The organism is Blastomonas sp. RAC04 (assembly GCF_001713435.1).
In the GTDB taxonomy this organism is placed as follows: Bacteria; Pseudomonadota; Alphaproteobacteria; order Sphingomonadales; family Sphingomonadaceae; genus Blastomonas; species Blastomonas fulva.
The window spans coordinates 1,526,202-1,551,541 of sequence record NZ_CP016460.1; the positions used below are offsets into that span (position 1 = coordinate 1,526,202).

At 65.5% G+C, this 25,340-nt stretch carries 22 protein-coding genes and 1 pseudogene; 9 read left to right on the top strand and 14 right to left on the bottom strand.

Annotated elements, in window-relative coordinates:
• Positions 1 to 89: 89 nt before the first annotated feature.
• Together BSY18_RS08200 and BSY18_RS08205 are read left to right on the top strand one after the other, a co-directional pair.
• A complete protein-coding gene (locus BSY18_RS08200; protein ID WP_069050265.1) occupies positions 90 to 2,456 on the top strand; it encodes a transketolase in 2,367 nt (788 codons plus the stop codon).
• 13 nt (positions 2,457 to 2,469) lie between these two features.
• Positions 2,470 to 3,474 (top strand): XdhC family protein, encoded by a 1,005-nt coding sequence (locus BSY18_RS08205; RefSeq protein ID WP_069050266.1) that lies wholly within the window; start codon positions 2,470 to 2,472, stop codon positions 3,472 to 3,474.
• Between the two features lie 26 nt (positions 3,475 to 3,500).
• Here the strand turns inward: BSY18_RS08205 and BSY18_RS21400 are convergent.
• The 3 genes and pseudogenes from BSY18_RS21400 to BSY18_RS08215 all read right to left on the bottom strand — a co-directional run.
• Positions 3,501 to 3,980 (bottom strand): annotated as a pseudogene (locus BSY18_RS21400) (nucleotidyltransferase family protein); the annotation flags it as partial.
• A 15-nt stretch (positions 3,981 to 3,995) separates the two neighbouring features.
• On the bottom strand, positions 3,996 to 6,263 hold the full coding sequence (locus tag BSY18_RS08210) for a xanthine dehydrogenase family protein molybdopterin-binding subunit (protein WP_083231372.1): 2,268 nt from the start codon (positions 6,261 to 6,263) through the stop codon (positions 3,996 to 3,998).
• A complete protein-coding gene (locus BSY18_RS08215; RefSeq protein WP_369814838.1) occupies positions 6,260 to 6,751 on the bottom strand; it encodes a (2Fe-2S)-binding protein in 492 nt (163 codons plus the stop codon). The genes BSY18_RS08210 and BSY18_RS08215 overlap by 4 nt, the downstream gene beginning before the upstream one ends.
• A 180-nt stretch (positions 6,752 to 6,931) precedes the next feature.
• Here BSY18_RS08215 and BSY18_RS08220 point away from each other — a divergent pair, with 180 nt between their 5' ends.
• From BSY18_RS08220 to BSY18_RS08230, 3 genes are all read left to right on the top strand, one after another.
• Positions 6,932 to 7,318, top strand: coding sequence for a hypothetical protein (locus BSY18_RS08220; RefSeq protein ID WP_069050267.1), 387 nt, complete (start codon positions 6,932 to 6,934; stop codon positions 7,316 to 7,318).
• Between the two features lie 121 nt (positions 7,319 to 7,439).
• Complete coding sequence (locus BSY18_RS08225) at positions 7,440 to 8,177, top strand: endonuclease/exonuclease/phosphatase family protein (RefSeq protein WP_069050268.1); 738 nt, start codon at positions 7,440 to 7,442, stop codon at positions 8,175 to 8,177.
• Positions 8,174 to 9,739, top strand: a complete 1,566-nt coding sequence (locus BSY18_RS08230) for a phospholipase D family protein (protein ID WP_069050269.1) — start codon at positions 8,174 to 8,176, stop codon at positions 9,737 to 9,739. Before BSY18_RS08225 ends, BSY18_RS08230 begins: the two co-directional genes overlap by 4 nt.
• A 10-nt stretch (positions 9,740 to 9,749) precedes the next feature.
• Here the strand turns inward: BSY18_RS08230 and BSY18_RS08235 are convergent, their stop codons facing one another.
• Both BSY18_RS08235 and BSY18_RS08240 read right to left on the bottom strand, forming a co-directional pair.
• A complete protein-coding gene (locus BSY18_RS08235) occupies positions 9,750 to 10,211 on the bottom strand; it encodes a DUF6265 family protein (RefSeq protein WP_069050270.1) in 462 nt (153 codons plus the stop codon).
• 22 nt (positions 10,212 to 10,233) lie between these two features.
• Positions 10,234 to 11,163 carry a DMT family transporter gene (locus tag BSY18_RS08240; protein WP_236823484.1) on the bottom strand — a complete coding sequence of 310 codons (930 nt, stop codon included), beginning with the start codon at positions 11,161 to 11,163 and terminating at the stop codon, positions 10,234 to 10,236.
• Positions 11,164 to 11,372: 209 nt separating this feature from the next.
• On the opposite strand from BSY18_RS08240, the gene BSY18_RS08245 reads away from it, so the two are divergent.
• Entirely contained in the window at positions 11,373 to 12,926 is a 1,554-nt protein-coding gene (locus BSY18_RS08245; protein WP_054134622.1) for a CpaF family protein, read from the top strand.
• A 15-nt stretch (positions 12,927 to 12,941) separates the two neighbouring features.
• Here BSY18_RS08245 and BSY18_RS08250 read toward each other — a convergent pair whose 3' ends face one another.
• Positions 12,942 to 13,133: a hypothetical protein gene (locus BSY18_RS08250; protein ID WP_069050271.1), complete on the bottom strand. Its 192-nt coding sequence runs from the start codon at positions 13,131 to 13,133 to the stop codon at positions 12,942 to 12,944.
• A gap of 139 nt (positions 13,134 to 13,272) precedes the next feature.
• On the opposite strand from BSY18_RS08250, the gene BSY18_RS08255 reads away from it, so the two are divergent.
• Positions 13,273 to 14,817, top strand: coding sequence for a flavin monoamine oxidase family protein (locus BSY18_RS08255; RefSeq protein WP_069050272.1), 1,545 nt, complete (start codon positions 13,273 to 13,275; stop codon positions 14,815 to 14,817).
• Here the strand turns inward: BSY18_RS08255 and BSY18_RS08260 are convergent.
• The 5 genes from BSY18_RS08260 to BSY18_RS08280 form a co-directional block, all read right to left on the bottom strand.
• The gene (locus BSY18_RS08260) at positions 14,804 to 15,580 is read right to left on the bottom strand and encodes an esterase/lipase family protein (RefSeq protein ID WP_069050273.1); all 777 of its coding nucleotides are present in this window, start codon (positions 15,578 to 15,580) and stop codon (positions 14,804 to 14,806) included. The two genes, BSY18_RS08255 and BSY18_RS08260, sit on opposite strands and share 14 nt — an antisense overlap.
• Before the next feature lie 56 nt (positions 15,581 to 15,636).
• Complete coding sequence (locus tag BSY18_RS08265) at positions 15,637 to 17,124, bottom strand: WS/DGAT/MGAT family O-acyltransferase (RefSeq protein WP_069050274.1); 1,488 nt, start codon at positions 17,122 to 17,124, stop codon at positions 15,637 to 15,639.
• Positions 17,125 to 17,241: 117 nt separating this feature from the next.
• A complete protein-coding gene (locus BSY18_RS08270) occupies positions 17,242 to 18,015 on the bottom strand; it encodes an enoyl-CoA hydratase (RefSeq protein ID WP_069050275.1) in 774 nt (257 codons plus the stop codon).
• On the bottom strand, positions 18,015 to 19,067 hold the full coding sequence (locus BSY18_RS08275; protein WP_069051800.1) for an enoyl-CoA hydratase/isomerase family protein: 1,053 nt from the start codon (positions 19,065 to 19,067) through the stop codon (positions 18,015 to 18,017). Before BSY18_RS08275 ends, BSY18_RS08270 begins: the two co-directional genes overlap by 1 nt.
• An 11-nt stretch (positions 19,068 to 19,078) precedes the next feature.
• The gene (locus BSY18_RS08280) at positions 19,079 to 20,224 is read right to left on the bottom strand and encodes an acyl-CoA dehydrogenase family protein (RefSeq protein WP_069050276.1); all 1,146 of its coding nucleotides are present in this window, start codon (positions 20,222 to 20,224) and stop codon (positions 19,079 to 19,081) included.
• Positions 20,225 to 20,444: 220 nt separating this feature from the next.
• On the opposite strand from BSY18_RS08280, the gene BSY18_RS08285 reads away from it, so the two are divergent.
• Entirely contained in the window at positions 20,445 to 21,371 is a 927-nt protein-coding gene (locus tag BSY18_RS08285) for a DMT family transporter (RefSeq protein WP_083231375.1), read from the top strand.
• 26 nt (positions 21,372 to 21,397) lie between these two features.
• On the opposite strand, the gene BSY18_RS08290 is transcribed toward BSY18_RS08285, so the two are convergent.
• From BSY18_RS08290 to BSY18_RS08300, 3 genes are all read right to left on the bottom strand, one after another.
• The gene (locus BSY18_RS08290; RefSeq protein WP_069050277.1) at positions 21,398 to 22,981 is read right to left on the bottom strand and encodes a fatty acid--CoA ligase; all 1,584 of its coding nucleotides are present in this window, start codon (positions 22,979 to 22,981) and stop codon (positions 21,398 to 21,400) included.
• 424 nt (positions 22,982 to 23,405) lie between these two features.
• On the bottom strand, positions 23,406 to 23,900 hold the full coding sequence (locus BSY18_RS08295) for a hypothetical protein (RefSeq protein ID WP_150126238.1): 495 nt from the start codon (positions 23,898 to 23,900) through the stop codon (positions 23,406 to 23,408).
• Between the two features lie 159 nt (positions 23,901 to 24,059).
• The gene (locus BSY18_RS08300) at positions 24,060 to 24,704 is read right to left on the bottom strand and encodes a DUF938 domain-containing protein (protein ID WP_069050279.1); all 645 of its coding nucleotides are present in this window, start codon (positions 24,702 to 24,704) and stop codon (positions 24,060 to 24,062) included.
• 81 nt (positions 24,705 to 24,785) lie between these two features.
• Between BSY18_RS08300 and BSY18_RS08305 the strand changes: the two genes are divergently transcribed.
• Positions 24,786 to 25,283 carry a methyltransferase family protein gene (locus BSY18_RS08305; RefSeq protein WP_069051802.1) on the top strand — a complete coding sequence of 166 codons (498 nt, stop codon included), beginning with the start codon at positions 24,786 to 24,788 and terminating at the stop codon, positions 25,281 to 25,283.
• Positions 25,284 to 25,340 lie beyond the last annotated feature (57 nt).

Here is a 25,340-nt window from a genome sequence, read left to right on the forward strand (position 1 = left end):
AGCCTAGCAATCTGCAGCGCGCAGACGATATAGCATCAGGCCTTGTTCCCTGGCCCATTAGCCTCGCCCATCGGAAGGTTCTCCCGCGAATGCCTACCCTCCCCCTCGCCGCCGACACCCCAGTGCAGCACAGCCGCGCCGAGACCGTCGAGCTGCTGACCCAGATCGAGCAAAGGCTGCGCTGGCTGTCGTCGTGGATGATCCACAACGCCAACACGCTGCGCGAGAAACGCGACGGGCTCAAGGTCGGCGGGCACCAGGCAAGCTGCGCATCGATGACTGCGATCATGGCGGCGCTGTATTTCCATGCTCTGCGCCCGCAGGACAAGGTCGCGGTCAAGCCGCATGCCGGGCCCGTGCTCCACGCCATCCATTATCTGCTGGACGAGCAGACCCGCGAGAAGATGGAGCGCTTCCGCGGGCTTGGCGGGGTGCAGAGTTACCCCTCGCGCACCAAGGACAGCATCCCAGTGGATTTTTCGACCGGATCGGTGGGCCTTGGGGTTGCGGTCACCGCCTTTTCGTCGCTGGTGCAGGATTATCTAATCGCGCACGGCCAGATGCGCGAGGAGCAATCGGGCCGGATGATCGCGCTGATGGGCGATGCCGAGCTCGACGAGGGCAATATCTACGAATGCCTGATCGAGGGCTACAAGCACGATCTGCGCAACTGCTGGTGGGTGGTCGATTACAACCGCCAGTCGCTCGATGCGACCACCGCTGACCGCATGTTCCGCCGCTTCGACGATATCTTCGAGACCTGCGGCTGGCGCGTCGTCACGCTCAAGCACGGCAAGCTGCAGCGCGCCGCGTTCAAGCGCCCCGGCGGCAAGGCGCTGGAGGACTGGATCGAGACTTGCCCCAACGCCGATTTTGCCGCCCTGACCTATCTCGGCGGAGCGGCGTGGCGCGAGCGGCTGATGCACGACATCGGCAAGAAGCGCGGCGTGGCCGACCTGCTCGGATCGTTCGACGATGCCGAGCTTGCCCGGCTGATGACCAATCTGGGCGGGCATTGCATCGAAACCCTGCTGGACGCGTTCGACAGCATGGATGATGAGCGGCCCACGCTGCTGATCGCCTATACCGTCAAGGGCTATGGCCTCCCGCTCGCGGGGCACAAGGACAACCATTCGGGCATGATGAACACCGGCCAGATCGAAAGCCTGCGCGATGATCTGGCAATCGCGCCGGGCGAGGAATGGGGCAAATGGTCAGGGCTGGGCGACAATCTTGCGGCCACGCTGCAGGCGTTCGTCGACAGCAGCCCGATCGCGCGCAAACAGGCCGAGCATGCCGCGCCTGCGATCCCCCTCCCCGATCGTCTGCCCGTACCCGAAGGTGCGGAGCAATCGACGCAGGCGGCGTTCGGCAAGGTGCTGCACGATCTGGCCAAGTCGAGCGAGCCGCTCGCCGACCGGCTTGTCACCACCGCGCCCGACGTTACGCAGACCACGAACCTTGGCGCGTTCGTCAACCAGCGCGGGCTGTTCCGGCGACAGGAGCTTGCCGATGTGTTCCAGCGGGTGAAGATCCCCAGCGCGCAGAAATGGTCGGCGCACCGCGCAGGCCAGCATATCGAGCTGGGGATTGCCGAGAACAACTTCTTCCTCGCGCTCGCAGCGCTGGGGCTTGCCGCACCGCATTTCGGCACCCGGCTGATGCCGGTGGGGACGGTGTATGATCCCTTCATCGCGCGCGGGCTCGATGCGCTCAATTATGGCTGCTATCAGGATTCGCGCTTTCTGCTGGTCGGCACGCCTTCGGGCATCACGCTGGCAGGTGAAGGCGGCGCGCACCAGTCGATCAACACGCCGCTGATCGGCATGGGCCAGCCGGGGCTGGAGAGCTTCGAACCGGCGTTTGCCGACGAGGTCGCGCTGATGATGGGCTGGGCCTTCAGGCACATGCAGGCGGATGGCGGCAGCTCGGTCTATCTGCGGCTCACCACACGGGTGATCGAGCAGGTCGCGCGCGACAGCAGGGCATGGGAGGATGACGCAATCGCGGGCGCTTATTGGCTGCGCGAACCTTCGGGCGCGGCGGAAGCCGCGATCGCCTTTTGCGGCGCGGTGGCGCCCGAGGCTATGGCGGCGTGGGAAGCGCTCAGCGACGACATTCCCGGACTCGGGCTGCTTGCCGTGACATCGCCCGACCGGCTGCACCGCGACTGGTCCGCCCAGCGAGCGGCGCGCTGGACCGGCAAGGCGCAGGGGCCGAGCCATATCGAGCGGCTGCTGGGCGCGCTCGGTCCCGATGCGGGTCTGGTCACGGTGCTTGATGGTTCGCCTTCGGCGCTCTCGTGGCTGGGCGGTGTGCACGGCCATCGCGTCAGCCCGCTGGGCACCGATCGCTTCGGCCAGACCGGCGACCTGCCCGATCTCTATCGCACCTACAGGCTCGATAGCGAGGCGATCATCGATGCGATGGCCGACATGCTGCTGCAGCGCGGCTAAGGACGGGCGCGCGATGAGCCAATGGCGGCTGGCAGCCGAAATCGACGACATCCGGCAGCCGCTGCTGGCCGAGCGCGATCGTTCCGCGATGTGCGCCATCGCGACACTGGTCGAGATATCCGGTCCAGCGCCGCGCGACATTGGCGCGCAGATGCTGATCACCGAAGACCATCACTGGGGCTTTCTGTCGGGCGGGTGCATCGAGGCTGATGTTGCGGCCCATGGCCGCGCGGCGATGGCCGATGGCGCACCCAGGCTGCTGCGCTATGGCGAGGGCAGCCCGTGGATTGACATCAAGCTGGCCTGTGGATCGGGGATCCTGGTGCTGGTCGAACCGCTGGCGACAAGCGACCCAGCGGTCGCGACACTGCTCAGCGGCTTTGCCGAGCGCACGCCGGTGCTGTGGTCGAGCGACGGGCGCGTGCGCGCTGCGCGGCCTGGCGGTGATGCACCCGCCCGGGCCTGGGATGGATCGCGCTTCGCCAAACTGTTCGAGCCGACGCTGCGGCTGGTGATCATCGGCGAAGATGCCTCGGCGCTGGCGAGCGCCGGCCTGGCGCGGCAGATGGGGCTGGATGTCGTGCTGGTCACACCCAATGGCCCTGAGGCAGCCCCGTTCGACGGCATCGGCTATCAGCGCAGTGCCCCGGCGGATGCGCTCGACGCAATCGGCCTCGACCGCTGGACCGCAGTCGCGGTGATGTCGCACGACCGCGAGGACGACGAGCAAGGCCTGGCGTACGCGCTCAAGTCGGATGCGTTCTACGTCGGCGCCATCGGCGCACGCGCGCGGCTGGAGATGCGGCGCGACAAATTGCGCGGCCATGGCGTGGGCGAAACCGCCATCGCCAGGCTGCACGCGCCGATCGGGCTTCAGGGCTTCGGCAAGGCGCCTCGCGATATCGCGCTGTCGCTGGTCGCCGACGTGACGCGCGAGTTCCATGCGCGCTCGGCCGCTAGCAAATCCTCGGGCGAATCGATGTCGAGGATCGCGCCGATATCGTCGGTCGGCAGATAGCCGATATCGCTGCGCTGCCTGAGACCGAACGCTGCCCCCTGATCGCCTTTCAGCAACGCAAGGTCGCGCACCGCCTCCCCCACAAAGCACACCGGATGGCCGGGCTTGTCCTTGACCACAGGCCGCGCGGCATAGCCAGCCTGAATGGCGATCTCCGCCAGTTGGGCTCCAAGATGCGCAGGCACCAGCGGCATATCGCCCAGAAACACGAATAACCCTGACCTGCACGACGCCAGCGCGGCGCTGCCGGTGCGGATCGAGGCGGCCATGCCCTCTTCCCAGCCAGGGGTCGGAACGATGCGGCAGGACAGCCCCTGGAGCGCGGCGTCGATCCGCGCATGCTCGGCCCCGGTCGCCACCACGACATCGCCGAACCCTGCCGCCAGCACCGCCTCGGTTGTGCGGCGGATCACCGGCGCACCGCCCAGATCGGCGAGCAGCTTGTACCCGCCAAAGCGCCGCCCGGCGCCCGCCGCGAGGATCAGCGCGCCCCAGCCCTGCAGCATGTCAGCCGCGCCCGGTCAGGCCTTGGCCTGTGTCATCAGCGGCAATGTGCGGATGCGCTTGCCGGTCGCGGCGAACAGTGCATTGGCCAGCGCTGGCGATGCCGGTGGCACGCCGGGCTCGCCGATCCCGCCCATCTTCGCCCCGCTCTCGATGAAATGCACATCGATCACGGCAGGCGCGCCTGCGAGCTTCAGGATATTGTAATCGTTGAAATTGCTCTGCACCACCGCGCCCTTGTCGATGGTGATTGCCTCGCCGATCGCCGATGAAAGGCCCATCACCATGCCGCCTGCGATCTGCGCCTCGGCATTGAGCGGATTGACCGTGGTGCCGCAATCGACCACCGCCCACGCCTTGAGCACCTGGGGGCTGCCATCCTCGCGCACCGTCGCCTCGATCACCTCGGCGACGATCGTGCCGAAGCTCTCGACGATGGCAATCCCGCGCCCGACACCCTCGGGCAGCGGGCTGCCCCATCCGGCACGCTTGGCGACGGTGTCGAGCACCTTGAGATGCCGCGAATCCGCGGGCAGATGCTTGCGGCGGAACTGATAGGGGTCCTCGCCTGCCGCCTGTGCCAGTTCGTCGATGAAGCTTTCGTTGTAGAAGCCGATCTGGGTCGAATTGACCGAGCGCCAAGGCCCGTCACGCTGGTTCGACTGATAGCTGAAATGCCTCCGCGAGGTTGCGGGGATGGCGTAGATGAAGCTCGTCTCGCCCTCGGCATCGCCGCTCTGCACATAATCGGTGCGCCACGCGCTGATCTTGCCGTCCTTGCCCAAAGTCGCCTTGAGCTGAGCCGAGGATTGCGGGCGATAGGTGCCGTGCCGCACCTCTTCCTCGCGGCTCCACACCAATTTGACCGGATAAGGCAGCTGCTTGGCGAGCAGCGCAACCTGATCGATGATCTCGGTGACATCGGGGAAGCGGCGCCCGAAGCCGCCACCCATCAGCATGGGGTTGAAGACGACGGCATCGACATCGATCCCGGCCGCCTTGGCCGCACGCACGCGGGTCGACAGCGGGTCCTGCAGACCGCCCCACAAAGTGAGCTTACCGTCCTTGTAGTGCCCGGTGAGCGTGAACGGCTCCATCATCGCATGGTGCAGGAAGGGCACCCGATAATCGGCGGTAAGCGTCTTCGCGCCCGCCACTCCGAATGCGGCATCGACATCGCCCTTGCCGCCCTCGTTCTCGGGCTTGCCCGATGTGCGCAGCTTTTCCTGCGCGGCATGGATAGTGTCGCTCGACAGCGCGCCGTGCCCGCCATCTGAGAACTTGGGGCTCAGCGCCTTCAGCCCCTTGAGTGCCTGCCAGTAGCGCTTGGCGACCACGATCACCGCATCGTCCAGCTTAACCACCTTTTCGACCCCGGCAACGCCAAGCGCAGGTTTTTCATCGACCGAGAGCAATTTGCCGCCACGCACCGGCGCCGCCGCGATCGTCGCGACGCGCATGTCGGGCAGAACCAGGTCGATGCCATAGACCGCGCTGCCATCTACCTTGGCGGGGATGTCCAGCCGTGCAATCGGCTTGCCGATGAGCTTGTACTGGTCGCGTGTCTTGAGCGCGGGGCTGCCCGTCAGCGAGCGTTCCGCCGCACCCGCGGCCAGTTCGCCATAGCGCAGCGACTTGCCCGATCCTGCGTGGATGACCTTGCTGTCCGCGGTGGTCAGTTCGCTTGCCGGAACGCCCAGCCGGTCGGCGGCCTCCTCGATCAGCGCCAGCCGCACCGCCGCACCCACCGTGCGCATGCCGAACTGCCCGGTATAGCGCACCGCGGACGAGCCGCCGGTGATCTGCAACGGCATCGACCGGGCGATCATCCCGATGATCGCGTTGGGAAGCGCGTTGATCACGCCGGGTGCACCCGACATTTCGGCCAGAAAGCCCTTGCCCAGCGCGCTGTTGGCAAAGGCTAGATCGGCCGGAGCCTGCTCGACCCTGACCCTGCTCCAGTCGGCATCGAGCTCGTCCGCCAGCATCTGGCCCAGCGCGGTGTGCGTGCCCTGGCCAAAATCGATGTGCGGCGAATAGACGGTGACGGTGTCGTCCTCGGCGATCTTCATCCAGCCAAGGAAATTGTGATCGTTGCCGGTTTCGGTAAGCGCCTTGGCGCGGGCATTGGCGGACCTGTCGCTCCAGTAGACGCCGAAGACCCCGCCGCCGACCAGCAGCGCGCCACCGATCAGAAAGGCGCGGCGGACCATGCCCTTCTTCTTTCTGGGCGGAGCAGCTTCCAGCGGAGCATCGAGGTGCGGTGTGGGATTGTCAGCCATCATGCCTCTCCCTTGAGCGCGGTTGCGGCCTGACCGGTCGCCGCCAGAATGGCCTTGCGGATGCGTGGATAGGTGCCGCACCGGCAGATGTTGGTCATCGCCTCGTCGATCTGCGCATCGCTCGGACTGCCGGTCGCCTCGATCAGCGCCACTGCGGCCATGATCTGACCCGACTGGCAATAGCCGCATTGCGGCACCTGCGCGTCGATCCACGCCTGCTGCACCTTGTGCAGCGCGCCATCGGCGCTTTTCAGCCCCTCAATCGTGGTGACCGACTTGCCCGCGATGTCGCTGATCGGCACGCTGCACGACCGGGTGATCTGGCCATCGACATGCACCGAGCATGCGCCGCACGCGGCGATACCGCAACCGAACTTGGTGCCGGTGAGCTCCAGTTCCTCGCGCAGCGCCCAGAGCAGCGGAGTGTCCGCGTCCGCCTCGACGCTGACCTGCTTGCCGTTGACCTTGAAATCGATTGCCACTGCCGCCACCCCCGTCGCCTGGATCAGTCCTGTATGACAACCTAATGGCCGGGGGGCCAATGTAAATACCGCATTGCAGCAAATCCCGACGATTGCGGGGATTGCACTGCGACCCGGGCAGTCTCCAGTGCTCTCGTCATCTGCCGCCAACTGGTGCATGGTCGCAGGATTGCAAGGGACACGCGCTGCATGATCTATATATGGCTGAACATCGCTCCCATTTTCGCCGCGACCCTTGCCGGGCTTGCCCTGGGAGTTGCCTGGGCGAGGATATCGGGGCTGCGCCTGTCGATCGGCGTGGGGATCGCCGCGCTGCTCGCCCAATTCTGGCTTGTCGCGATCTTGGCGGGCGCGGTGATCCTTGCGCCGGATCAGGCCCCGCCCTGGACGATGGCGCTGGGCAGCGCCTTCATCATCTGGATCGGGTTCGTGCTTCCGGTGCTGGTGGTGACATTGGGGGTCGGCAGGGCGAGTGTCCGGACCATCGCCAGCGCGGCGGGATATTGGCTGGCGACGATGCTGCTGCAGGCTGCGCTGCTGCAGGCGATCGGGCTGGTACCGCCGCCTGCGGGATGATCCGCGCGGCTGCAACTGGCGGTCGGCGCAACAATCGCCTATTCGCATCGTATAGAACTCTGGTGCCCACCCGGCGCCTGCCATCTCCCGACCCCGTGTTTCAACCAAGGCCAGACATTTCATGACCGCCGCCAGCCCCGAAACCTTTGGTGTCGTGAGCTACAACATCCGCAAGGCGATCGGCGCCGACCGCAGGCACGACCCCGAACGGATCATGCGGGTGCTGGCTGAGACAGGTGCCGATATCGCTGTGCTTCAGGAGGCGGACCGACGCCTCGGCGAGCGGCACAGCGCGCTCCCTGCAGGGCTGGTGGCAGAGGCAGGCTGGCAGGTGGTGCCGGTCTCGACCGCGCGCAACGGCATCGGCTGGCACGGCAATGCCATCCTCGTTTCCCCACGGGTCGAAATCCTGCGCGGCGAACGGCTGAAGCTGCCGATGCTCGAGCCGCGCGGCGCGGTGCTCGCCGATCTGGCGATCGACGGCCACCCCTTGCGCATCGTCGGCGCGCATCTCGATCTGTCGGGCCTGTGGCGCCCGCGCCAACTCAAGGCGCTGGTCGGGCATGTCCACGCTCAGGACGAGGAACGACCGACGCTGATCACCGGCGATTTCAACGAATGGCGGCGCGAGCCTTCGGGCCTACTGCATCTGGTGCGGCATTTCGAGCATGTCCGCCCCGGCCCCAGCTTCCCTGCACGCTGGCCGGTGGGGCATCTCGACCGGATGTTCGTGTCCGCAGATCTGGCGGTCGAGCAGGCCGCGGTGCACGCCAGCCGGCTGGCAGCGCTGGCGTCGGATCATCTCCCTGTCTGGGCGCGGCTGCGGCTGCCGGGCCTTCGCCAGCCCGAGGAATCATGAGCGCCACCGGCTGGATTGCGATTGCCGTCGCCGTTCTTGCTGGCGTGTGGATCGTGCTCCGAATCGCCTTCCGGCTGCCCACCCTGCCACCGCATCCGCCCGCTCCTCCGCCGCAGGACACGCCCGACAGCCGGATCGGCCAGGCGATTGCCGGGCTCGAGGCCGCGCATCCCGACCTATCGGGGATCCTCCCGCTGGTGGATTCGCGCGGAGCCTATGCCGCGCGGGTCAAGCTCATCCGCGCCGCCGACCGCTATCTCGACGTGCAGTATTACATCTGGCGCGAGGATGTCGCAGGGCTGCTGATGCTCGAAGAGCTCCGCCAGGCCGCGGACCGGGGCGTGGCCGTCCGGCTGCTGCTCGACGACAACGGCATCGCCAGGCTGGATGACGAGCTGGTGGCGCTGGAAAGCCATCCCAATGTCGAAATCCGCCTTTTCAACCCCTTTGTCATCCGCAAGCCCAAGGTCATGGGCTATCTGCTCGACTTTTTCCGGCTCAACCGGCGGATGCACAACAAAAGCCTGACCGCCGACAACCAGATGACCATAATCGGCGGGCGCAACATCGGCGATGAATATTTCGGCCCCGGCGACCAGCCAGAATTCGCCGATCTCGACGTGCTCGCCATCGGGGCGATCGTGCCCGAGATGGCGACGGATTTCGCGCGCTACTGGACCAGCGCCTCCTCCTATCCCGCGCCATTGATCCTCCCCGCCGCCACGCCAGGTGCGCTCGATGACCTCTCGGGCAGGATCGCGCAGATGATGGAGACCGACCCGCTTGCCAAAGCCTATGCCGCCGCCGTGGACACTTTGTCCTATGCCGATCCGCTGACGCACACTTCGCTCGATTATGACTGGGTGCCGGTGACGATGATCAGCGACAATCCCGCCAAGGCGCTGGGCCATGAACCGAGGTCGCGGACACCGATCGGCGAGATCGGTGCGATCATGGACGAGACGACGCAGCGGCTGGCGCTGGTATCCGCCTATTTCGTTCCTGCCAGGTCGGGCGCGGCGATGTTCGAAGCGATCGCGGCGCGCGGTGCATCGGTCGACGTGTTGACCAACGCGCTGGCGTCGACCGATGTCGCGGTGGTCCATGCCGGCTATTCGCGCTACCGCAAGCGGCTGCTGCGCGCGGGCGTGCGGCTTTGGGAGATGAAGGGCGATGCGCCGCGTCACCCCTCCCCGCGCAGCGGCGTGCTGGGCAGCCTACCGCGCTCCAGCCGGTCCTCGCTGCACGCCAAGACCTTCACCATCGATGGCGAGCGGCTGTTCGTGGGATCGTTCAACTTCGATCCGCGTTCGATGCACCTCAACACCGAGCTGGGTTTTCTGATGGACAGCCCGGCATTGGCGCAAAGGCTGCAGCAGCTGTTCAGTGAACCGATGCGCCAGCGCGCCTATCAGGTGCGACTGACGCCCCGGGGCGAGCTGGAATGGATCGACGAGCGGCCCGAGGGCACGGTGATCCACACCCACGACCCCGGCACCACGCTGGTGCGGCGGATGCAGGTGGTGTTCTGGCGGGCGCTGCCGATTGAATGGCTGCTGTAAGCGCCTGGCGCTATTTTACTGCAACCCGCTTGTAGCGCCACGCCTGCGGCTTGCTGCCATCGATCATCGAAGCTTCGGCGAGCAGCATCCCGTCTTCCATCCAGTAACGGATGCGCTGGGGATATGTGTGGTTGGGGTTGACGAACACCACCTCGGCCGGCCCCGCCCTGACCGCGCGAAACGCCGCGGCGGGGTTGCCGAAGGGCGATCCGTAGAACATCAGATCGCCATTCTCGTTGCGCGCGATGCGCATGAACTCATAGCTGGTGACCGCATCGGCGCGGCCGCCGCGCCCGGTTCCCAGCATGGTCTGCGCGCGGCACCCGGTCCAGTTCTCCTCGGTCCACTTGCCTTCGGCTTCCTCGGAGACCCAGCGCCCCTCGATCCAGCACGGCAGCGATGGCGGCGCGGGCAGGCTCGGCAGGGCACCCGCCTGCAATGCCATCGCGATGATCCAGCCAGCCAGTCCCATAGCCCTACCCCTTTTGGCGTGCCTATTTGCGTCCGTCGCGCAGCAGATAGATGCCGCTGGCGATGATGATCCCGGTTCCGACCAGCGCCACCAGATCGGGATAATCCTGATAGAACACCACGCCGAGGCCGATCGCCACCAGAATCTGGACATAGACCATCGGCGCAACCACCGCGGCCGATCCGCGCACAGTGGCGGTATAGATCAGCATATGCGCAAAGCTGGCGGAGACCGCGACCACGGTGCACACCAGCACGACGTGCTGCGTCGGCCAGCCGATCTGCAGCGGCGGATAGCCCGAAAAATGGCCGATCGCTGCCGCCAGCAGCAGGATCGGCGCCGCAATGGCCGCCACGATGAACTGCATCAGCAGCACGCTGCCCGACCCTGCCGCGCGCGCATTGGCCATCATCAGCCCGCTCATCCCGAACGCCGCCGCCAGCGGCAGCAATGCTGCCCAGCCCAGCTCGGCAAAGCTGGGGCGCAGCACGATGATCACGCCTATGAACGCCACCAATGTCGCCACCCAGCGGCCCCGGCTGAGCCGTTCGCGATAGAGCAGCGCGGAGATCGCAGCGGTGAGCAAGGGGGCCATGAACTGGATCGACACCGCGGTCGCCAGCGGCATCAGGAAGATGCTGGTGAAGAAGGTGAGCGTGGCGACCGCCAGGAAGAACCCGCGCGCCAGCTGTACTCTGGGCAGGGGAAAGCGGAAGCCCTCACGCCCCTCGACCAGCAGCAGAACGATCCCCAGCCCGACGGCGCCGATGGTGAAGCGCAGCGCCGCCACCGCCATTCCGGGCCATTCGCCGCTGGTGGACTTTATCAGCCCGTCGCCGCCCGACAGCAGCGCAAACCCGGCCAGCGCATAGGCCATGCCCGCTGCGACATTGCTGCGCCGGGCGTCGGCCGAAGCCGAACCTTCCGCTTTGGAACTGGAATTGTCGGGCAATGCGCACGCCTGCTTGGATGTTGTTAACTTTTGCCGGGCTTAATGCCCGATATCCGGATCGATGCAAGCCGCATCGCCGCTGCCCGGCGTTCTGCGCCAACCCCTCGCCATCCAGGCGTTAGGATATTGTCAAAGTTTCCGGGCTATTCACCATGTAGGTCATCGGCAGATGTTTCGATCTGTCCGCAAATCCGGGAAAATCGGTCACCATGAGCGCGTTTGGCAGGAAAAACGGAATAGGGCAGATGGGCGCCGGAGCGCGCCCCAGCTTTGGCGTCGCGCGCCCGATGAAGGGCGGATCGGCCGCTCCTGCCCCGGAATCGCGACTGGGCCTGTCGCTCGACATGGGCGGCGACCAGTTCCCCGACCTCGATTCTGCAGACCTTCCCAGCCTGGAAATGCTGGACGAAACCCCCGAAAGCGTTGCGCTGAACGAGGCGATGACCCGGCTGTCGGATCGCGCCAATTCGGTCGCCGATCTGGGCCCGCGGGTCGAAGGCTTCGAAGCTTCTGTCCACAAGATCAAGGAACAGGTGCTGCCGCGCCTGCTCGAGCGCGTCGATCCTGAAGCTGCCGCCACGCTGACCAAGGACGAGCTGGCCGAGGAATTTCGCCCGATCATCCTTGAGGTGCTCGCCGAACTCAAGCTCACGCTCAACCGGCGCGAGCAGTTCGCGCTCGAAAAGGTGCTGATCGACGAGTTGCTCGGCTTCGGCCCGCTCGAAGAGCTGCTCAACGATCCGGATATCACCGATATCATGGTCAATGGCCCCGAGCAGACCTATATCGAAAAGAAGGGCAAGCTCACCATCGCGCCTATCCAGTTCCGCGATGAAGAGCATCTGCTGCAGATTGCGCAGCGCATCGTCAACCAGGTCGGCCGCCGCATCGACCAGACCACGCCGCTGGCAGATGCCCGTCTCAAGGACGGCAGCCGCGTCAACGTCATCATCCCGCCGCTGTCGCTGCGCGGCACCGCGATCTCGATTCGTAAGTTTTCCGAAAAGCCGATCACGCTCGACAACCTCAAGGACTGGGGCGCGATGTCGGAGAAGATGGCGACCGCGCTCAAGATCGCAGGTGCCTGCCGCTTCAACATCGTCATCTCGGGCGGTACCGGTTCGGGCAAGACCACGATGCTCAACGCGCTGTCGAAGATGATCGATCCGGGCGAGCGCGTGCTGACCATCGAAGACGCCGCCGAACTTCGCCTGCAACAGCCGCACTGGCTTCCGCTCGAAACCCGCCCGCCCAACCTCGAGGGCAAGGGCGCGATCAGCATCGGCGATCTCGTCAAGAACGCGCTGCGTATGCGTCCCGACCGCATCATCCTCGGCGAAATTCGTGGCGCGGAGTGCTTCGATCTGCTCGCCGCGATGAACACGGGCCACGATGGATCGATGTGTACGCTCCACGCCAACAGCCCTCGCGAGGCATTGGGCCGTATGGAAAACATGATCCTGATGGGCGACATCAAGATCCCCAAGGAAGCGATCAGCCGCCAGATCGCCGAATCGGTCGACATCATCGTCCAGGTCAAGCGTCTGCGCGACGGTTCGCGCCGCGTCACCAACGTCACCGAAGTGATCGGCATGGAGGGCGAGGTCATCGTCACCCAGGAGCTGTTCAAGTTCGAGTACATGGACGAGGGTGCCGACGGAAAGATCATCGGCGAGTACCGCTCGACGGGCCTGCGCCCCTATACGCTCGAAAAGGCGCGGCAGTTCGGCTTCGAACAGGCGTATCTGGAAGCCTGTCTGTAAAAGCCGTCCGGCTTATCAATAGCCCTTGAGAGCGATCGCGGTGGCGAACACGGAGATCACTGCCGACACGATCAGGATCAGCGGCCAGGGCATGAAGCCCACCCGGTCGAAGTCGCGCCTGCGCATCCGTCGCGCATCCGCGATCGCTGCGGTGCCTGCCAGCGCGGACATGGCGATGGCCAACTGGCCCCAGATGCTGTGCAACATGCAACTCTCCTCAGATCGCGTCCATTTGGGGTGGCGCGCCGCATTGTCCAGCCCCAATCGTGCGCGATCCACAGCGATTCCTTGACCAGCGCGGGCGTTAGGTTAGCCTGTGTCCCTCTGGAAACCGGGGGGCATGATCATGCGCGGTACTGGAATACTCTGGCAATTGCTCGCCAAGGCGAGCGAAACATCCACATCCAAAGCCGGGCATGGTCCGGGCCTCAACCGCCGAGACGTGCTCGCGGGTCTGGCCGCGATGGGGCTGGCCTCGGCGTGGGACGGAAGCGCGCTGGCGGCGGCGGGCAGAACATCGCGCATCGCGATCATCGGCGCAGGGCTGGCCGGGCTGGTCGCGCTCGACCGGCTGGTGGCAGCCGGGCTCGATGCGACGATCTACGAGGCGCGCGGCCGCATCGGTGGGCGGGTGCTGACCTCGACCGGCCTGCCCGAGACCAACCTGTACGTCGAGGACGGCGCGCATCTGGTCAACACCAACCACACCGACATCCTTGCGTTGGCCAGGCGCTTCAACATCGGCCTGATCGACCGCGGCGCGATGGTGGCGCGCGAGCGCTTCGTCGTGGATGGCGTGGAGCTATCCGAGGCCGTGCTGATCGCCGAGTTCCGCCCGCTCGCCGCGCGCATTGCCGCAGATGCCACGCTGGTCGACGAGGATTTCGAGCGCAACGCGCCCCGGTTCGACGCAATGTCGGTGCGCCAGTATCTCGACGGCGCAGGTGCCGCCGCGACACCGCGCGCCCGCGCGCTGGTCGAGGCGACGATCCGCACCGAATATGGCTCTGAACCCGGCGATGTTTCCGCGCTCGAGCTGTTCTTCAACCTGCCCGCGATTGCCGATGACCGCGTGGCGCTGATCTCGGGCAGCGACGAGCGCTACAGCCTCGCCGGCGGGTCCTCGACCATCCCGCGCGCGCTGGCCGAGCCGCTGATGGACCGGATCAGGACCGGGCACGCGCTGCTGTCGGTCCGCCGCAAGGGCAAGGCGCTGGTGCTCGCCTTCGCCAACGGGCAGAGCGTCACTGCCGACCGGGTGATCATCACCGTGCCCGCACAGATCCTGCGCACCATCGATTTCGGCGACACCCTTCCGCCCGCGTGGCAGTCGCTGACCCAGGAGTTCAGTTGCGGCCGCAACGAGAAGATCAACGCCGGCTATGCCACCCGTCCCTGGGAGCCGCTGGTGGGCGCAGGCGGCGCGGCGTGGGCGGCGCGGACCGGCGAGCCGGGGCTGTTCAGCGAATTCTGGGGCGCGAGCGCGGGCCAGGATTCCGTGCCGGAGGGCGTGCTGACTTGGTTCTTTGGCGGATCGCAGGTCTCGGGCCTGCAGGATCTGGGCCCCGAAGGCATCCTGCGCGCCTGCGAACGCGAGATCGCCCCGGCCGTCCCCGGCCTTGCCGCCCGCACGCTGCGCCGCACCGCATGGGCCGCCGACCCGTACGCGCAGGGCGCCTATTCGCGCTTCCTGCCGGGTCAGCTCACCCGCTACGCCGCGCATTTCTGGAGCGAGGACGACGATGGCAAGGTGACCGCGCCGCTACCATCGGGAGCCATCCTGTTTGCCGGCGAACATCTGTCCGACAGCCACACCGGCTACATGAACGGCGCGGCCCAGACCGGGCGACTGGCGGCGAATCAGATCATCGCCGGTGTCAATCGTGCTTGATCGATCCGAACACTGCGGAACGCCAGCCTGAACGCTCGAACGGCTTCCAGTCGTCCTCGGGCAGCGCCAGGCGGTCGGCGATGGCGTACATCACCATCGGGTTGACGCCCAGGCCGCAATGGCTGGCGATCACCTCGATATTGTCGGTCTGCGGGCCGGGTTTCTGCACCGATCCACGCCATGCAACAATGCCGTCGGTCTTGGTCAGGATCGATGTCGTCGGAACCGGGGGAGCTTCATCGAGATTGCGGAAGCGCCCCTGCTGCAGCGGCTCGGGTTCGGGGCCGTTGAGCCTGTCGAACAGCTTACGCGCATTGGTGTGCCCGCGGTCGTTGGAAATCGGGCTGCCGAGCGAAATGACCTGGCGGACCTTGTCCGGCGCGTTCTTGGCAATCTCGCGGGCAAACACCCCGCCGAGGCTCCAGCCGATGATCGAAACCTTGCGGCCCGACTGTTCGTGAATGCCGTGGAGCAGATCGTTCATCTGCGTCTCGCGCGCGTTGTCGATCCGGATATTGCGGCCCATGTCCCAGCCATGCGCGTCATAGCCCAGGCTGGTCAGCAGGTTGCGCATCGGCTTGGTCGAGCGGTCGCTGGCGAGGAAGCCGGGCAGCACCAGCACGCTGTGCCCATCCCCCCTGGGCAGCATCGAGAGCGCGCCACGAAAGGCGTAGAACGCTCCCAGCTCGACCACCGCCCGGCCTTCCGCCAGGGTCCAGAAAAGGTGCGGCGGCTTGGCAGACTGGGTAGCGGTAGCGGTCATCAATGTCTCCGATCTGTCATGCAATATGGAGCGTCAGGGCCAAAAGACCAGACCCATCACGCAGCGACGCTCGCCTTGCTCTTGCGCTTGCGCCGGGGTGCGGCCTTTTCGGCAGGCGGTGATGCCCCAGCCGCCAGCGCGCCCATCAGGTCAGCAAACGAGGCCTGCAGGCATTCGGAATAGAATTCCGGATCGGGCATCGCCTTGCGGCAGGCGGTGAACGCGATGGTCGCCTGGTCGACATAGCTTTGCACCACATGCCCCAGCGCCAGCCCGTCAGTCAGGCACAAAAGGCCGTGCATGCTGATCATCTTGGCGCCGGTCGAATAGATCGGCACCGGCGGTCCCGGGACATTGGTCACCACCGTACTGAACGGCGGCTTCACGTAATTGGCCAGCCCCAGCCGGGTATAGAGCTGCGCCCCCAGCGCCATGAACAATGCGGGCGACACCTTGCTCATTTCGGTCATCTGCCGCGCGCCGATCGCGTCGGTCATGGCCTTGGAGCGGACCGTCTGCTCATGGACATAGGCCAGGCGCTCGACCGGATCGGCGATATGGCTGCCCAAAGGCACGATCATCGCCGACACCTGGTTGCCCATGGTGTTCTTTTCCTTCTCCGCCCGCACCGAAATCGGGGCCATGGCGGTGAGGCTGCTCTCGGGCAGTTCGCCATGCGCCGTCAGATAGCGGTGCAGACCACCGCCGATGATCGCGAGGAACACGTCATTGATCTTGCACCCGGGCGACAGCGCGCGCAGCGCCTTGATATCGGCCAGGCTGAAGGTGCGCCCCTCGACCACGCGGTTGGGCGAGACGGGCACGTTGAACCGGGTGCGCGGGGCGGCGATGGCGGTGTTGAGACTGAACTCGTTGGTCACCAGCCCCTTGGCCGCACGGTACAGTCCGGGCGCGGCCTTGGCGATCACGCCGGTCTGCCGCCACGGGTTGAGCCAGGCGCGGGCATAGCCTTTCAGGAACAGGCCCAGCGGATCGGGGACGCGGTCGGGTCGCCAGGCCTGGGACGCTGGCGGAGCCGGGTCATCGGGGCGCAGGGTGTGCAGCGCATCCATCAGATCGATGCCCGACATGCCATCGATCGCGGCATGGTGCATCTTGGTGATCATCGCGAAGCTGCCCTTGGGCACGTCCTCGATATTGTCGAGCCCTTCGACGACGCAGATCTCCCAGGGCGGGCGGGTCAGGTCGAGCGGGCGCGAGAAGATGCGCGCGGCCTGGATGCACAATTGCCGCCAGTCGCCCGGCTTGGGCAAGGCGACGTGGCGAACGTGATATTCAAGATCGAAATCCGGATCCTCGATCCAATAGGGGTAATCGAGGTTGAGCGGCACCTTGACCAGCCGCTGCCGCATGGTCTGCGACAGATGCATGCGCGATTCAAAGAACGCCAATATGTCCTTGAAGCGGACAAACCCGCCCGGCGCGGTCGATGGATCGTAGATCAGGATGGAGCCGATATGCATCGGCGCGTTGCGCTGCTCCAGCGCGACGAATGATGCGTCCATCCCCTGCAGTTGCCGCATAAATGCCCCCTCTCCCGGACACCGGGGCGGGCTTTTGCCCGTCCCCTTGTCCGGTCAAGCTAACACACATTGCGGCTGGGGCAAGGTCTAGCGCAGACCCGCGCTTGCAGGCCGGGTCTAGCGACCGGTCCAGCTGCCCGGGCGCTTCTCGACGAACGCAGCCATGCCTTCAGTCTGGTCCTCGCTGCCGAACAGCCCGTGGAACAGGCGGCGTTCGAAGACGACGCCCTGCTGCAGCGTGGTCTCGAACGCGGCGTTGACCATTTCCTTGACCGCCAGCGTGGCGAGCGGCGCCATGCCGGCGATGATAGCGGCGGCCTTGACCGCCTCGTCGACCAGATCGGCGACGGGCACGACGCGCGCCACCAGACCCGATTGCTCGGCCTCGGTCGCGTCCATCATCCGCCCGGTGAGGCACATGTCCATCGTCTTGGCCTTGCCGATGGCGCGCGCCATCCGCTGCGATCCGCCCATTCCAGGGGTAACGGCGAGCTTGATCTCGGGCTGGCCGAACTTGGCGTTGTCGCCCGCGATGATGAAATCGCACATCATCGCCAGCTCGCAGCCGCCGCCCAGCGCATAGCCTGCAACAGCGGCAATAATCGGCTTGCGGGTGGCGGTGACGCGGTCATAGCCGGCAAAGAAGTTGCCGCCATACATGTCGGCGAAGGACTGCGTTGCCATTTCCTTGATGTCTGCACCGGCTGCGAACGCCTTTTCGCTCCCGGTTAGCACCGCGCAGCCCTGGCTGGCATCGGCATCGAACGCGGCGAGCGCGGCGATCAGATCGGCGAGCACCTGGCTGTTGAGCGCGTTCAGCGCCTGCGGGCGGTTCAGGGTGATCAGCGTGACGGCGCCGCGCTGTTCGACGAGCAGGGTTTCATATGTCATCAGGCAATCTCCAAGGGCGTCCAGGCCTGATCAGCAGGCAGCGGCGCAAAAATGGTGTCGAGCAGCTCGTCGGTCACGCCCTCGGGCGTTTGCGGGTTCCAGCGCGGCGCGTTGTCCTTCTCGATGATCAGCGCGCGGACGCCTTCGATGAAATCGTGCATCTGCACGACGCGCGCACCGATGGCATATTCCTGCACCATTTCGGCAGCGAAATCAGGCATGTGCGCGCCGATCTTCAGCTGGCGCAGCGCCACCTTGCAGGTCTGCGGCGACTTGTGGCTCAGCGTGGCAAGCTCCTTGGCGCTCCATTCCGAGTCTTCGGCGGTCAGCGCGGCGAGGATGTCCTCGTAGCGGTCCGATGCGAACAGCCGGTCGATCAGATCGCGGTTGCCGAGAATGCGTGCCGGCGGCGGCTCGACCGCAAGGCTCTCGAGAATTTCGTCGATCCGGTCGGGGTGTTCGGCGATTTGCGCCTTGGCGTTGGCAAGTGTGTCGGACGGCAGATAGTGCGTCGCCAGCCCCAGCGCATGGCACTCCGCGCCATCCAGCCGCGCGCCAGTCAACGCAAGAAACTGGCCGGTGCGCCCCGGCAGCCGCGACAGGAACCAGCCGCCGCCGACATCGGGGAACAGGCCGATGCCGGTTTCGGGCATCGCAAAGCGCGTGTTTTCGGTGGCGATGCGATAGCGCGCGGGCTGCGACAGGCCGACCCCGCCGCCCATGGTGATCCCATCCATGAACGCCACCACCGGCTTGGGATAGACGAACAGCAGATGATTGAGCCGATATTCGATGAAGAAGAATTCGCGCGCCTCGGCTCCGTCCTTCGCGCCGCTGGTCGCGAGCATGCGGATGTCGCCGCCCGCGCAGAAGCCGCGGCCTTCGGCATGGTCGATCATCACCGCCTCGACAGCAGGGTCGTCGATCCAGGCGACCAGCGCATCGGTCATGGCCTGGCACATCGCGGTGGTCAGCGCGTGGATCGCCTGCGGGCGGTTGAGGCTGATGATGCCGGTGCGCCCTTCGACGCGGGTGAGAACATCGCTGGTCATGTCGGTCATCCTTACTGGCGCAGCATTTCGCGCGCGACGATCATCCGCATCACCTGGTTGGTGCCTTCGAGGATCGAATGCACGCGCAGGTCGCGCCAGAAGCGCTCGATCGGATAATCCTGCAGATAGCCATATCCGCCAAACAGTTGCAGCGCATCGTTGACGATCTTCGACCCGCTGTCGGTAGCCAGCCGCTTGGCCATCGCCGCAAACTTGGTCTTGTCGGGCGCATTGGCCGAAACCTTGGCGGCGGCGAGATACAGCAACGCGCGCGCGGCCTCCAGATCGGTCGCCATGTCGGCGAGCATGAACTGGGTGTTCTGGAATTCGTTGATCCGCTTGCCGAACTGCTTGCGGTCGTTGGTGTAGTTGACCGCCTCGTCGAGGCAGCGCTGCGCCCCGCCCAGCGAGCACGCGCCGATGTTGAGGCGCCCGCCATCAAGCCCCATCATCGCGAAGCGGAAGCCGTCGCCCTCGGCACCGACTCGGTTGGCAACGGGGATGCGGGCGTTGTCGAAGATCACCTGCGCGGTGGGCTGGCTGTGCCATCCCAGCTTCTTCTCGTTGGCGCCGAAGCTGACGCCCGGGGTGTCCTTGTCGATCACCAGGCACGAAATGCCCTTGGGGCCATCCTCGCCGGTACGCACCATGGTGACATACACGTCGTTGGCGCCCGCGCCGCTGATGAACTGCTTCGAGCCGTTCAGCACATAATGATCGCCATCGCAAACCGCCTTGGTCTTGAGCGCAGCGGCGTCCGACCCCGATCCCGGCTCGGTCAGGCAGTAACTGGCGATCTTGTCCATGGTCACGAGGTCGGGGAGATAGCGGCCCTTCAGATCCTCCGAACCGAAGGTGTCGATCATCCAGGCGGCCATGTTGTGGATAGAGATGAACGCGCTGGTCGAGGGGCAGCCATAGGCCATCGCCTCCATGATCAGCGCCGCCTCGAGCCGTCCAAGCCCGATGCCGCCGCTTTCCTCGCTGACATAGATCGCGGCGAAACCGAGATCGGCGGCTTCCTTGATGGTGTCGCGCGGGAAGATGTGTTTCTCGTCCCATTCGGCGGCAAAGGGCGTGATCCGGTCGGCGGTGAACTTGCGCGCGGCTTCCTGGATGGCAAGCTGGTCTTCGGTGAGCTCGAACTGGGTGGTCATGGCAATCCTGTCGCTGACATCTCTGGTCTGGAGAAGAACTATCCTCAAGGGCATCAGGCGAATAATCCAATCGCCCCGCTTTGGCCAGTGCGACCACCCTGCCCTTTTCCATAGGCCCCATGCGAAAATGCCCGTCCAGGCAAGGCAAGGTGCGATTGTCCGGCACAAATGCGCTGCTCCGGGATGACGCGCGGCCGATTGGCTGATAGCAGGGCAGACAATGGCCCTGCCCGACCCCCTGCCTGCGCCGGAATCAGCGCCTGCTGCCTCGATCAACAGGCCGCTTTACGGCATCGCCGCGCGGCTGTTTTCGGCGATATTCCTCACCGCGATGTTCGCCTGCGTCAAGCTCGCCTCGGCCCGCGGCGTTCATGTGCTCGAAAGCGTGTTCTATCGCCAGCTGATGGGCGTGCTGCTGATGGTCCCCGTCGCGCTGGCCGGCCCCGGGCTGGCCGCGCTCAAGACGCAGCGTCCCTGGACTCATGCCAGCCGGATGGTGGTGGGGATGGTCGCGATGACGCTCAACTTCCTGTCGTTTGCGCTGTTGCCGATCGCAGAGGCGACCGCGATCGGCTTCATGGTGCCGGTGGTCGCCACCTTGCTGTCGATCTTCCTGCTCAGGGAATCGGTCGGGGTGCACCGCTGGGGAGCGATCGCGATCGGGCTCACCGGCGTGCTGGTCGTGATCCAGCCCGGCGATGGCCACATCCCGCCGACCGGCGCGCTGGTCGCGATGTGCGGCGTGGCGATGACCGCGTGGGTGAGCATCCTGATCCGCAAGCTGGGCGCGACCGAAAGCCCGGTGACGACAATGTTCTGGTTCTCGGTCAGCTCGATGGTGCCGCTGGGCATCGCGATGCTGTTCGTCGGCCAGGCGCACGATGCGCAGACCTGGGGGATCATCGCCCTGATGGGGCTGTTCGGGGCCGCGGCACAGCTGGGCATCACCTGGTCGCTGCGACTGGCGCCGGTTTCCGTCGTGCTGCCGATGGATTATTCGAGCCTGATCTGGGCCGCGCTGATCGGATGGCTGATCTGGCAGAACTGGCCGGTACCCGCGACCTGGATCGGGGCACCGCTGATCATCGGTTCGGGCCTGTACATCGCCTGGCGCGAAAACCGGCTGGCGCGGCTGCGCAAGGGCTGATCCCGCGCCCGACGCCCGCCAATCGCTCAGCCGACCTGCCGCTCGCGCCCCTGCCAGTAAGGCTCGCGCAGCGAGCGGCGCAGGATCTTGCCGGTGGCATTGCGCGGCATCTCGGGAATGACATCGATCGTCTTGGGGGTCTTGAACGGCGCGATCCGCTCGCGCGCCCAGGCGATCACCGATGCCGGATCGACCTCGTGCCCCGGCTTGGGCACCACCACCGCCTTGACCGCCTCGCCCCACTTCTCGTCGGGAATACCGATCACCGCGACTTCGAGCACGTCGGGATGGCCAAAGATGGCGTTCTCGACCTCGGCGGGATAGACGTTCTCGCCGCCCGAGATGATCATGTCCTTCACCCGGTCCTGGATGAAGACATAGCCGTCATCGTCCATATACGCCGCATCGCCGGTGCGCAGCCAGCCATCGGCGTCGACCGTCTCGCGGGTCTTGGCCTCGTTGCGCCAGTACCCCACCATGTTGAGCGGCGAGCGCGTCGCGATCTCGCCGATCGTGCCATTGGGCACCGTGTTGCCGCCGCCATCGACGATCCGCACCTCGACCCCGGGCAGCGCCTTGCCCGCCGAGCGCATCCGCTCGTTGCCCGCCGGGTCGTGATCCTCGGGCGGCAGGGCGCAGAAGGTGCCGGTGGTTTCGGTCATGCCGTATTGCTGGCAGAAATCGGCACCCATGGTCTGCATGCACTGGCGCAGCAGCTCGAGCGGGATCGGGGCTGCGCCGTACATCACCAGCTTCATACGCGACCAGTCGGTCGTCGCCGTGCGCGGGTGGTTGACCACCATCTGCAGCGCGGTGGGCACCAAGAACATGTGCGTCACGCCATCGGCGACGCAATCGAGCACCGCATCGGGCGAGAACTCCGCACGGATCACCGCGCGGCAGCCGTTGTAGAACGCGATCGTCCCCACACCCGAGCCCGCGATATGCGCCACCGGCATGATCACCAGCATCGAATCGTGGTGGTTGATCTTGTACCAATCGACATCGGAAGCCTCGATGATCGGACGCAGGCCGAACATGTTGCGGTTGCACAGCACCGCGCCCTTTGGGTTGCCGGTGGTGCCCGAGGTATAGAGCTGGAGCACACCGCGATCGGGATCGGCGTCGGGAAGGTCGCCTTTGGGCTGCGCATCGGTCCAGGCTTCAAGTGACGTCATGGCTCCGACATCGCTGTCGCCTTCGACCAGCGTGAAACGCAACGACTCAAGGCCTTCGCTTGCCGCTGCCGCCAAGCCTGCACACGCATCCTGACACACCAGCAGCGCGGCACCGGTATCGGCAAGGATATAGCGCACCTCAGGCACTGCCAGCCGCCAGCCGACCGGCACCATCGCCAAGCCCGCGCGCGAGGCTGCGACCAGCAGGATGAAATAGAGGCTCGCGTTCTTGCCCAGCCAGGCGATACGCTCCCCCGGCTGCAGCCCGGCCCCGGCAAACGCGCGGGCATAACGATCCACCAGAGCGTCGAGTTCGCGATAGCTGATCCGCCGCACGCCGTCATCCAGCGCAATGCCCTCGGGGCGTTCGTGCGCCCAATAGGCGATGGTCGATCCCAGATCGGTGCGCGCGAGCGCCGTGGTTGCCAGCATGTCTCTCTCCAATGTCGTGAGGGCGGACCATTTTGGCCCTGCCGTTTACGCGGGCAGGCTAGGCGGAATGCGGGCGGCTTGACAATAGAATTGCGTCAAACCCGGCGATAGACCAGCGACAGGGTGTTTGCCGGGCATCGCGATCAGCGCCGCAGCAAAAAGCCGCCCCACCCCTCATCGTCACCCCGGACTTGATCCGGGGCCCAGAGCAACCACGTGCGCCGCCGGGAATCAAAACCCTGGGTCCCGGGTCAAGCCCGGGATGACGGACAAAGCGGGCTGGCCGCCAAGGGGTCTGTGAATGGGTTGTCGGCTTTGGCAGAATTCATCGGATAGCTGCCTGACCGGACTTGGAGAGTTACCGATGCATCGGGAACGACCGTTTGTGGGTGGAAACCAGACATTCGGCTTTTAGTGCGTCGCCTCAACGAAGCTGCCTTCTTAACCAATCGCCCAACCGTCCAAATGACTGGGCTGCGGCGGGTGGCGGATGCTCGCTGATTTTGCTTCCGTTATAGACATTCACCGACCTGCTCACGGAGATGTAAGGCCCGGTGCGCGGCTCGAAGCTCCATCCTGCAAGGTACATGTTGGCCTTCGCAGCCGTCCCCCACATCAGTGGAACCGCACTTGTGAGCCAATCCTCGGTAGGCATGACGTCTTGCCATGCCTCAATGCCGCAGTGCCCTCCCACGTAATCAACATCAAACTCTTGACCACAGTTTTCGAACTCGCGCCTCGCAAGCTGGCAATACTGCGCCTCCATACCCCAGTTTTCCTCATCACCTGACGTGAGGGGGTAAAGGTGGAAGCAGACCTTTGGCTCAGAGATGTTTTGGTCAGCAACGTTTGCTATTTTCCGGATCGCTGCTCGCCCATGCAGCAGGTGATCCTCCATCGTCCAATCCGGCTCGTCCATCCTCGCGTCCATCCTCACCTACAGCCTCTCGCGGAAGATTCCACTATAGGGGACAATGGTCAGAGCAGACGTTCCTCAATGTCTGTTTTGGGGTCGCTTGCCGAACGGCAGCTTTTTTCTCGCACCTCAAAAGCCGACATAGCTTCGATTCAGCACGCGCTACGCCGAACGCCTCCGGTAAACCAGCGTGAGATTGTTGGCTGGCATGGCGTGGCGGCTGGTCCGCGCGAAGCCATGGTCCGATGCGACGCGATCCATGGCATCAAGGTGGCGCAGTCCCCATGCCGGATTTCGCGCCTTGAGCGATTCATCGAACGCAAGATTGGAGGCTGCCGTCTCCACGCCCTCCTCGAGATAAGGCCCATAGAGAATGATGGGCGCTTCCGCAGCGAGCGCCCGGGCGCAGCCTTTGAACAGTCCCAGCGTCGCATCCCACGGGCTGATGTGCACCATGTTGATGCAGATGATGGCGTCGACGCGCTTGAGCGGCCAGCCGGGCTGCGCGGCATCGATCGCGAGCGGCGGCTGCACGTTGGATGCGCCCGCTTGCGCCGCCCAGGCCGCGATCGAGGCGAGCGCGGCGGGATCGCAATCGCTGGGTTGCCACACGAGGTGCGGGAAGGCTTGCGCGAAATGCACGATATGCTCGCCGCTGCCGCTGGCGATCTCGAGCACCGTGCCTTGGGGCGGCAGCACGCCGCGAAGCACATCGGTGATCGCATCGCGGTTTCGCAAGGTCGCAGGCGCATGGCGGCGCGCTTCGGCGCCCGCCTCGTCGATCAGCCAGGGTTTCGGGTCAGTCATGCAAAGGACCATGCCGCGATATCGACCACCGCGCAATCAGGCAGCTTGCCAGAGCCGGTACGAGGCGGCACGGTGGCGGCGATGGACGACGAACCACCCCAGCTGCCGCGGATCGAAGCCAGCATTGCGCCTGCGGTCGGCTTTCCGCCGCCTCTGGTGTTCCTGGGCTTCATCCTGCTCGGATTGCTAACCGACCGGCTGCTGGGCCTGCCCGTCATGCCGATCGGCCGCGATCTTACCTGGGCGGGGTTTGCGCTGATGATGGCGGGGATCATGGTGCTGATCGTCTCGCTCGGGCTGTTCCGCGCTTATGGCGAAAACCCCGAACCGTGGACACCCAGCCAGGCAATCATCGCGCGCGGGCCCTATCGGCACAGCCGCAACCCGATGTATCTGGCGATGCTGATCATCCATGTCGGCTATGCGATCTGGGATGCCAGCATGGGCGTGCTGCTGTTCGTGCCGTTTGCCTTCATCGCCATCGACCGGGCGGTGATTGCCAAGGAAGAGAAATATTTGGCGACGCGTTTTGGCAAGCCGTATGAGGATTATTGCCGCCGCGTCCGGCGCTGGCTCTAGGCGCTCGGACCAACGCCGCGATCCGGGAAAGTGCCCACCCGGCGCGTCACCGGGTGG

Excerpts from the sequence above, each read along its gene's own strand:
- BSY18_RS08270 (WP_069050275.1), bottom strand. The coding sequence starts at position 18,015 with ATGACATATGAAACCCTGCTCGTCGAACAGCGCGGCGCCGTCACGCTG.
- BSY18_RS08220 (WP_069050267.1), top strand. The coding sequence starts at position 6,932 with ATGATCTATATATGGCTGAACATCGCTCCCATTTTCGCCGCGACCCTT.
- BSY18_RS08200 (WP_069050265.1), top strand. The coding sequence starts at position 90 with ATGCCTACCCTCCCCCTCGCCGCCGACACCCCAGTGCAGCACAGCCGC.
- BSY18_RS08245 (WP_054134622.1), top strand. The coding sequence starts at position 11,373 with ATGAGCGCGTTTGGCAGGAAAAACGGAATAGGGCAGATGGGCGCCGGA.
- BSY18_RS08295 (WP_150126238.1), bottom strand. The coding sequence starts at position 23,900 with ATGGACGAGCCGGATTGGACGATGGAGGATCACCTGCTGCATGGGCGA.
- BSY18_RS08290 (WP_069050277.1), bottom strand. The coding sequence starts at position 22,981 with ATGCTGGCAACCACGGCGCTCGCGCGCACCGATCTGGGATCGACCATC.
- BSY18_RS08305 (WP_069051802.1), top strand. The coding sequence starts at position 24,786 with ATGGACGACGAACCACCCCAGCTGCCGCGGATCGAAGCCAGCATTGCG.
- BSY18_RS08255 (WP_069050272.1), top strand. The coding sequence starts at position 13,273 with ATGCGCGGTACTGGAATACTCTGGCAATTGCTCGCCAAGGCGAGCGAA.
- BSY18_RS08285 (WP_083231375.1), top strand. The coding sequence starts at position 20,445 with ATGGCCCTGCCCGACCCCCTGCCTGCGCCGGAATCAGCGCCTGCTGCC.
- BSY18_RS08230 (WP_069050269.1), top strand. The coding sequence starts at position 8,174 with ATGAGCGCCACCGGCTGGATTGCGATTGCCGTCGCCGTTCTTGCTGGC.
- BSY18_RS08205 (WP_069050266.1), top strand. The coding sequence starts at position 2,470 with ATGAGCCAATGGCGGCTGGCAGCCGAAATCGACGACATCCGGCAGCCG.
- BSY18_RS08260 (WP_069050273.1), bottom strand. The coding sequence starts at position 15,580 with ATGACCGCTACCGCTACCCAGTCTGCCAAGCCGCCGCACCTTTTCTGG.
- BSY18_RS08225 (WP_069050268.1), top strand. The coding sequence starts at position 7,440 with ATGACCGCCGCCAGCCCCGAAACCTTTGGTGTCGTGAGCTACAACATC.
- BSY18_RS08265 (WP_069050274.1), bottom strand. The coding sequence starts at position 17,124 with ATGCGGCAACTGCAGGGGATGGACGCATCATTCGTCGCGCTGGAGCAG.
- BSY18_RS08235 (WP_069050270.1), bottom strand. The coding sequence starts at position 10,211 with ATGGGACTGGCTGGCTGGATCATCGCGATGGCATTGCAGGCGGGTGCC.
- BSY18_RS08300 (WP_069050279.1), bottom strand. The coding sequence starts at position 24,704 with ATGACTGACCCGAAACCCTGGCTGATCGACGAGGCGGGCGCCGAAGCG.
- BSY18_RS08250 (WP_069050271.1), bottom strand. The coding sequence starts at position 13,133 with ATGTTGCACAGCATCTGGGGCCAGTTGGCCATCGCCATGTCCGCGCTG.
- BSY18_RS08210 (WP_083231372.1), bottom strand. The coding sequence starts at position 6,263 with ATGATGGCTGACAATCCCACACCGCACCTCGATGCTCCGCTGGAAGCT.
- BSY18_RS08280 (WP_069050276.1), bottom strand. The coding sequence starts at position 20,224 with ATGACCACCCAGTTCGAGCTCACCGAAGACCAGCTTGCCATCCAGGAA.
- BSY18_RS08275 (WP_069051800.1), bottom strand. The coding sequence starts at position 19,067 with ATGACCAGCGATGTTCTCACCCGCGTCGAAGGGCGCACCGGCATCATC.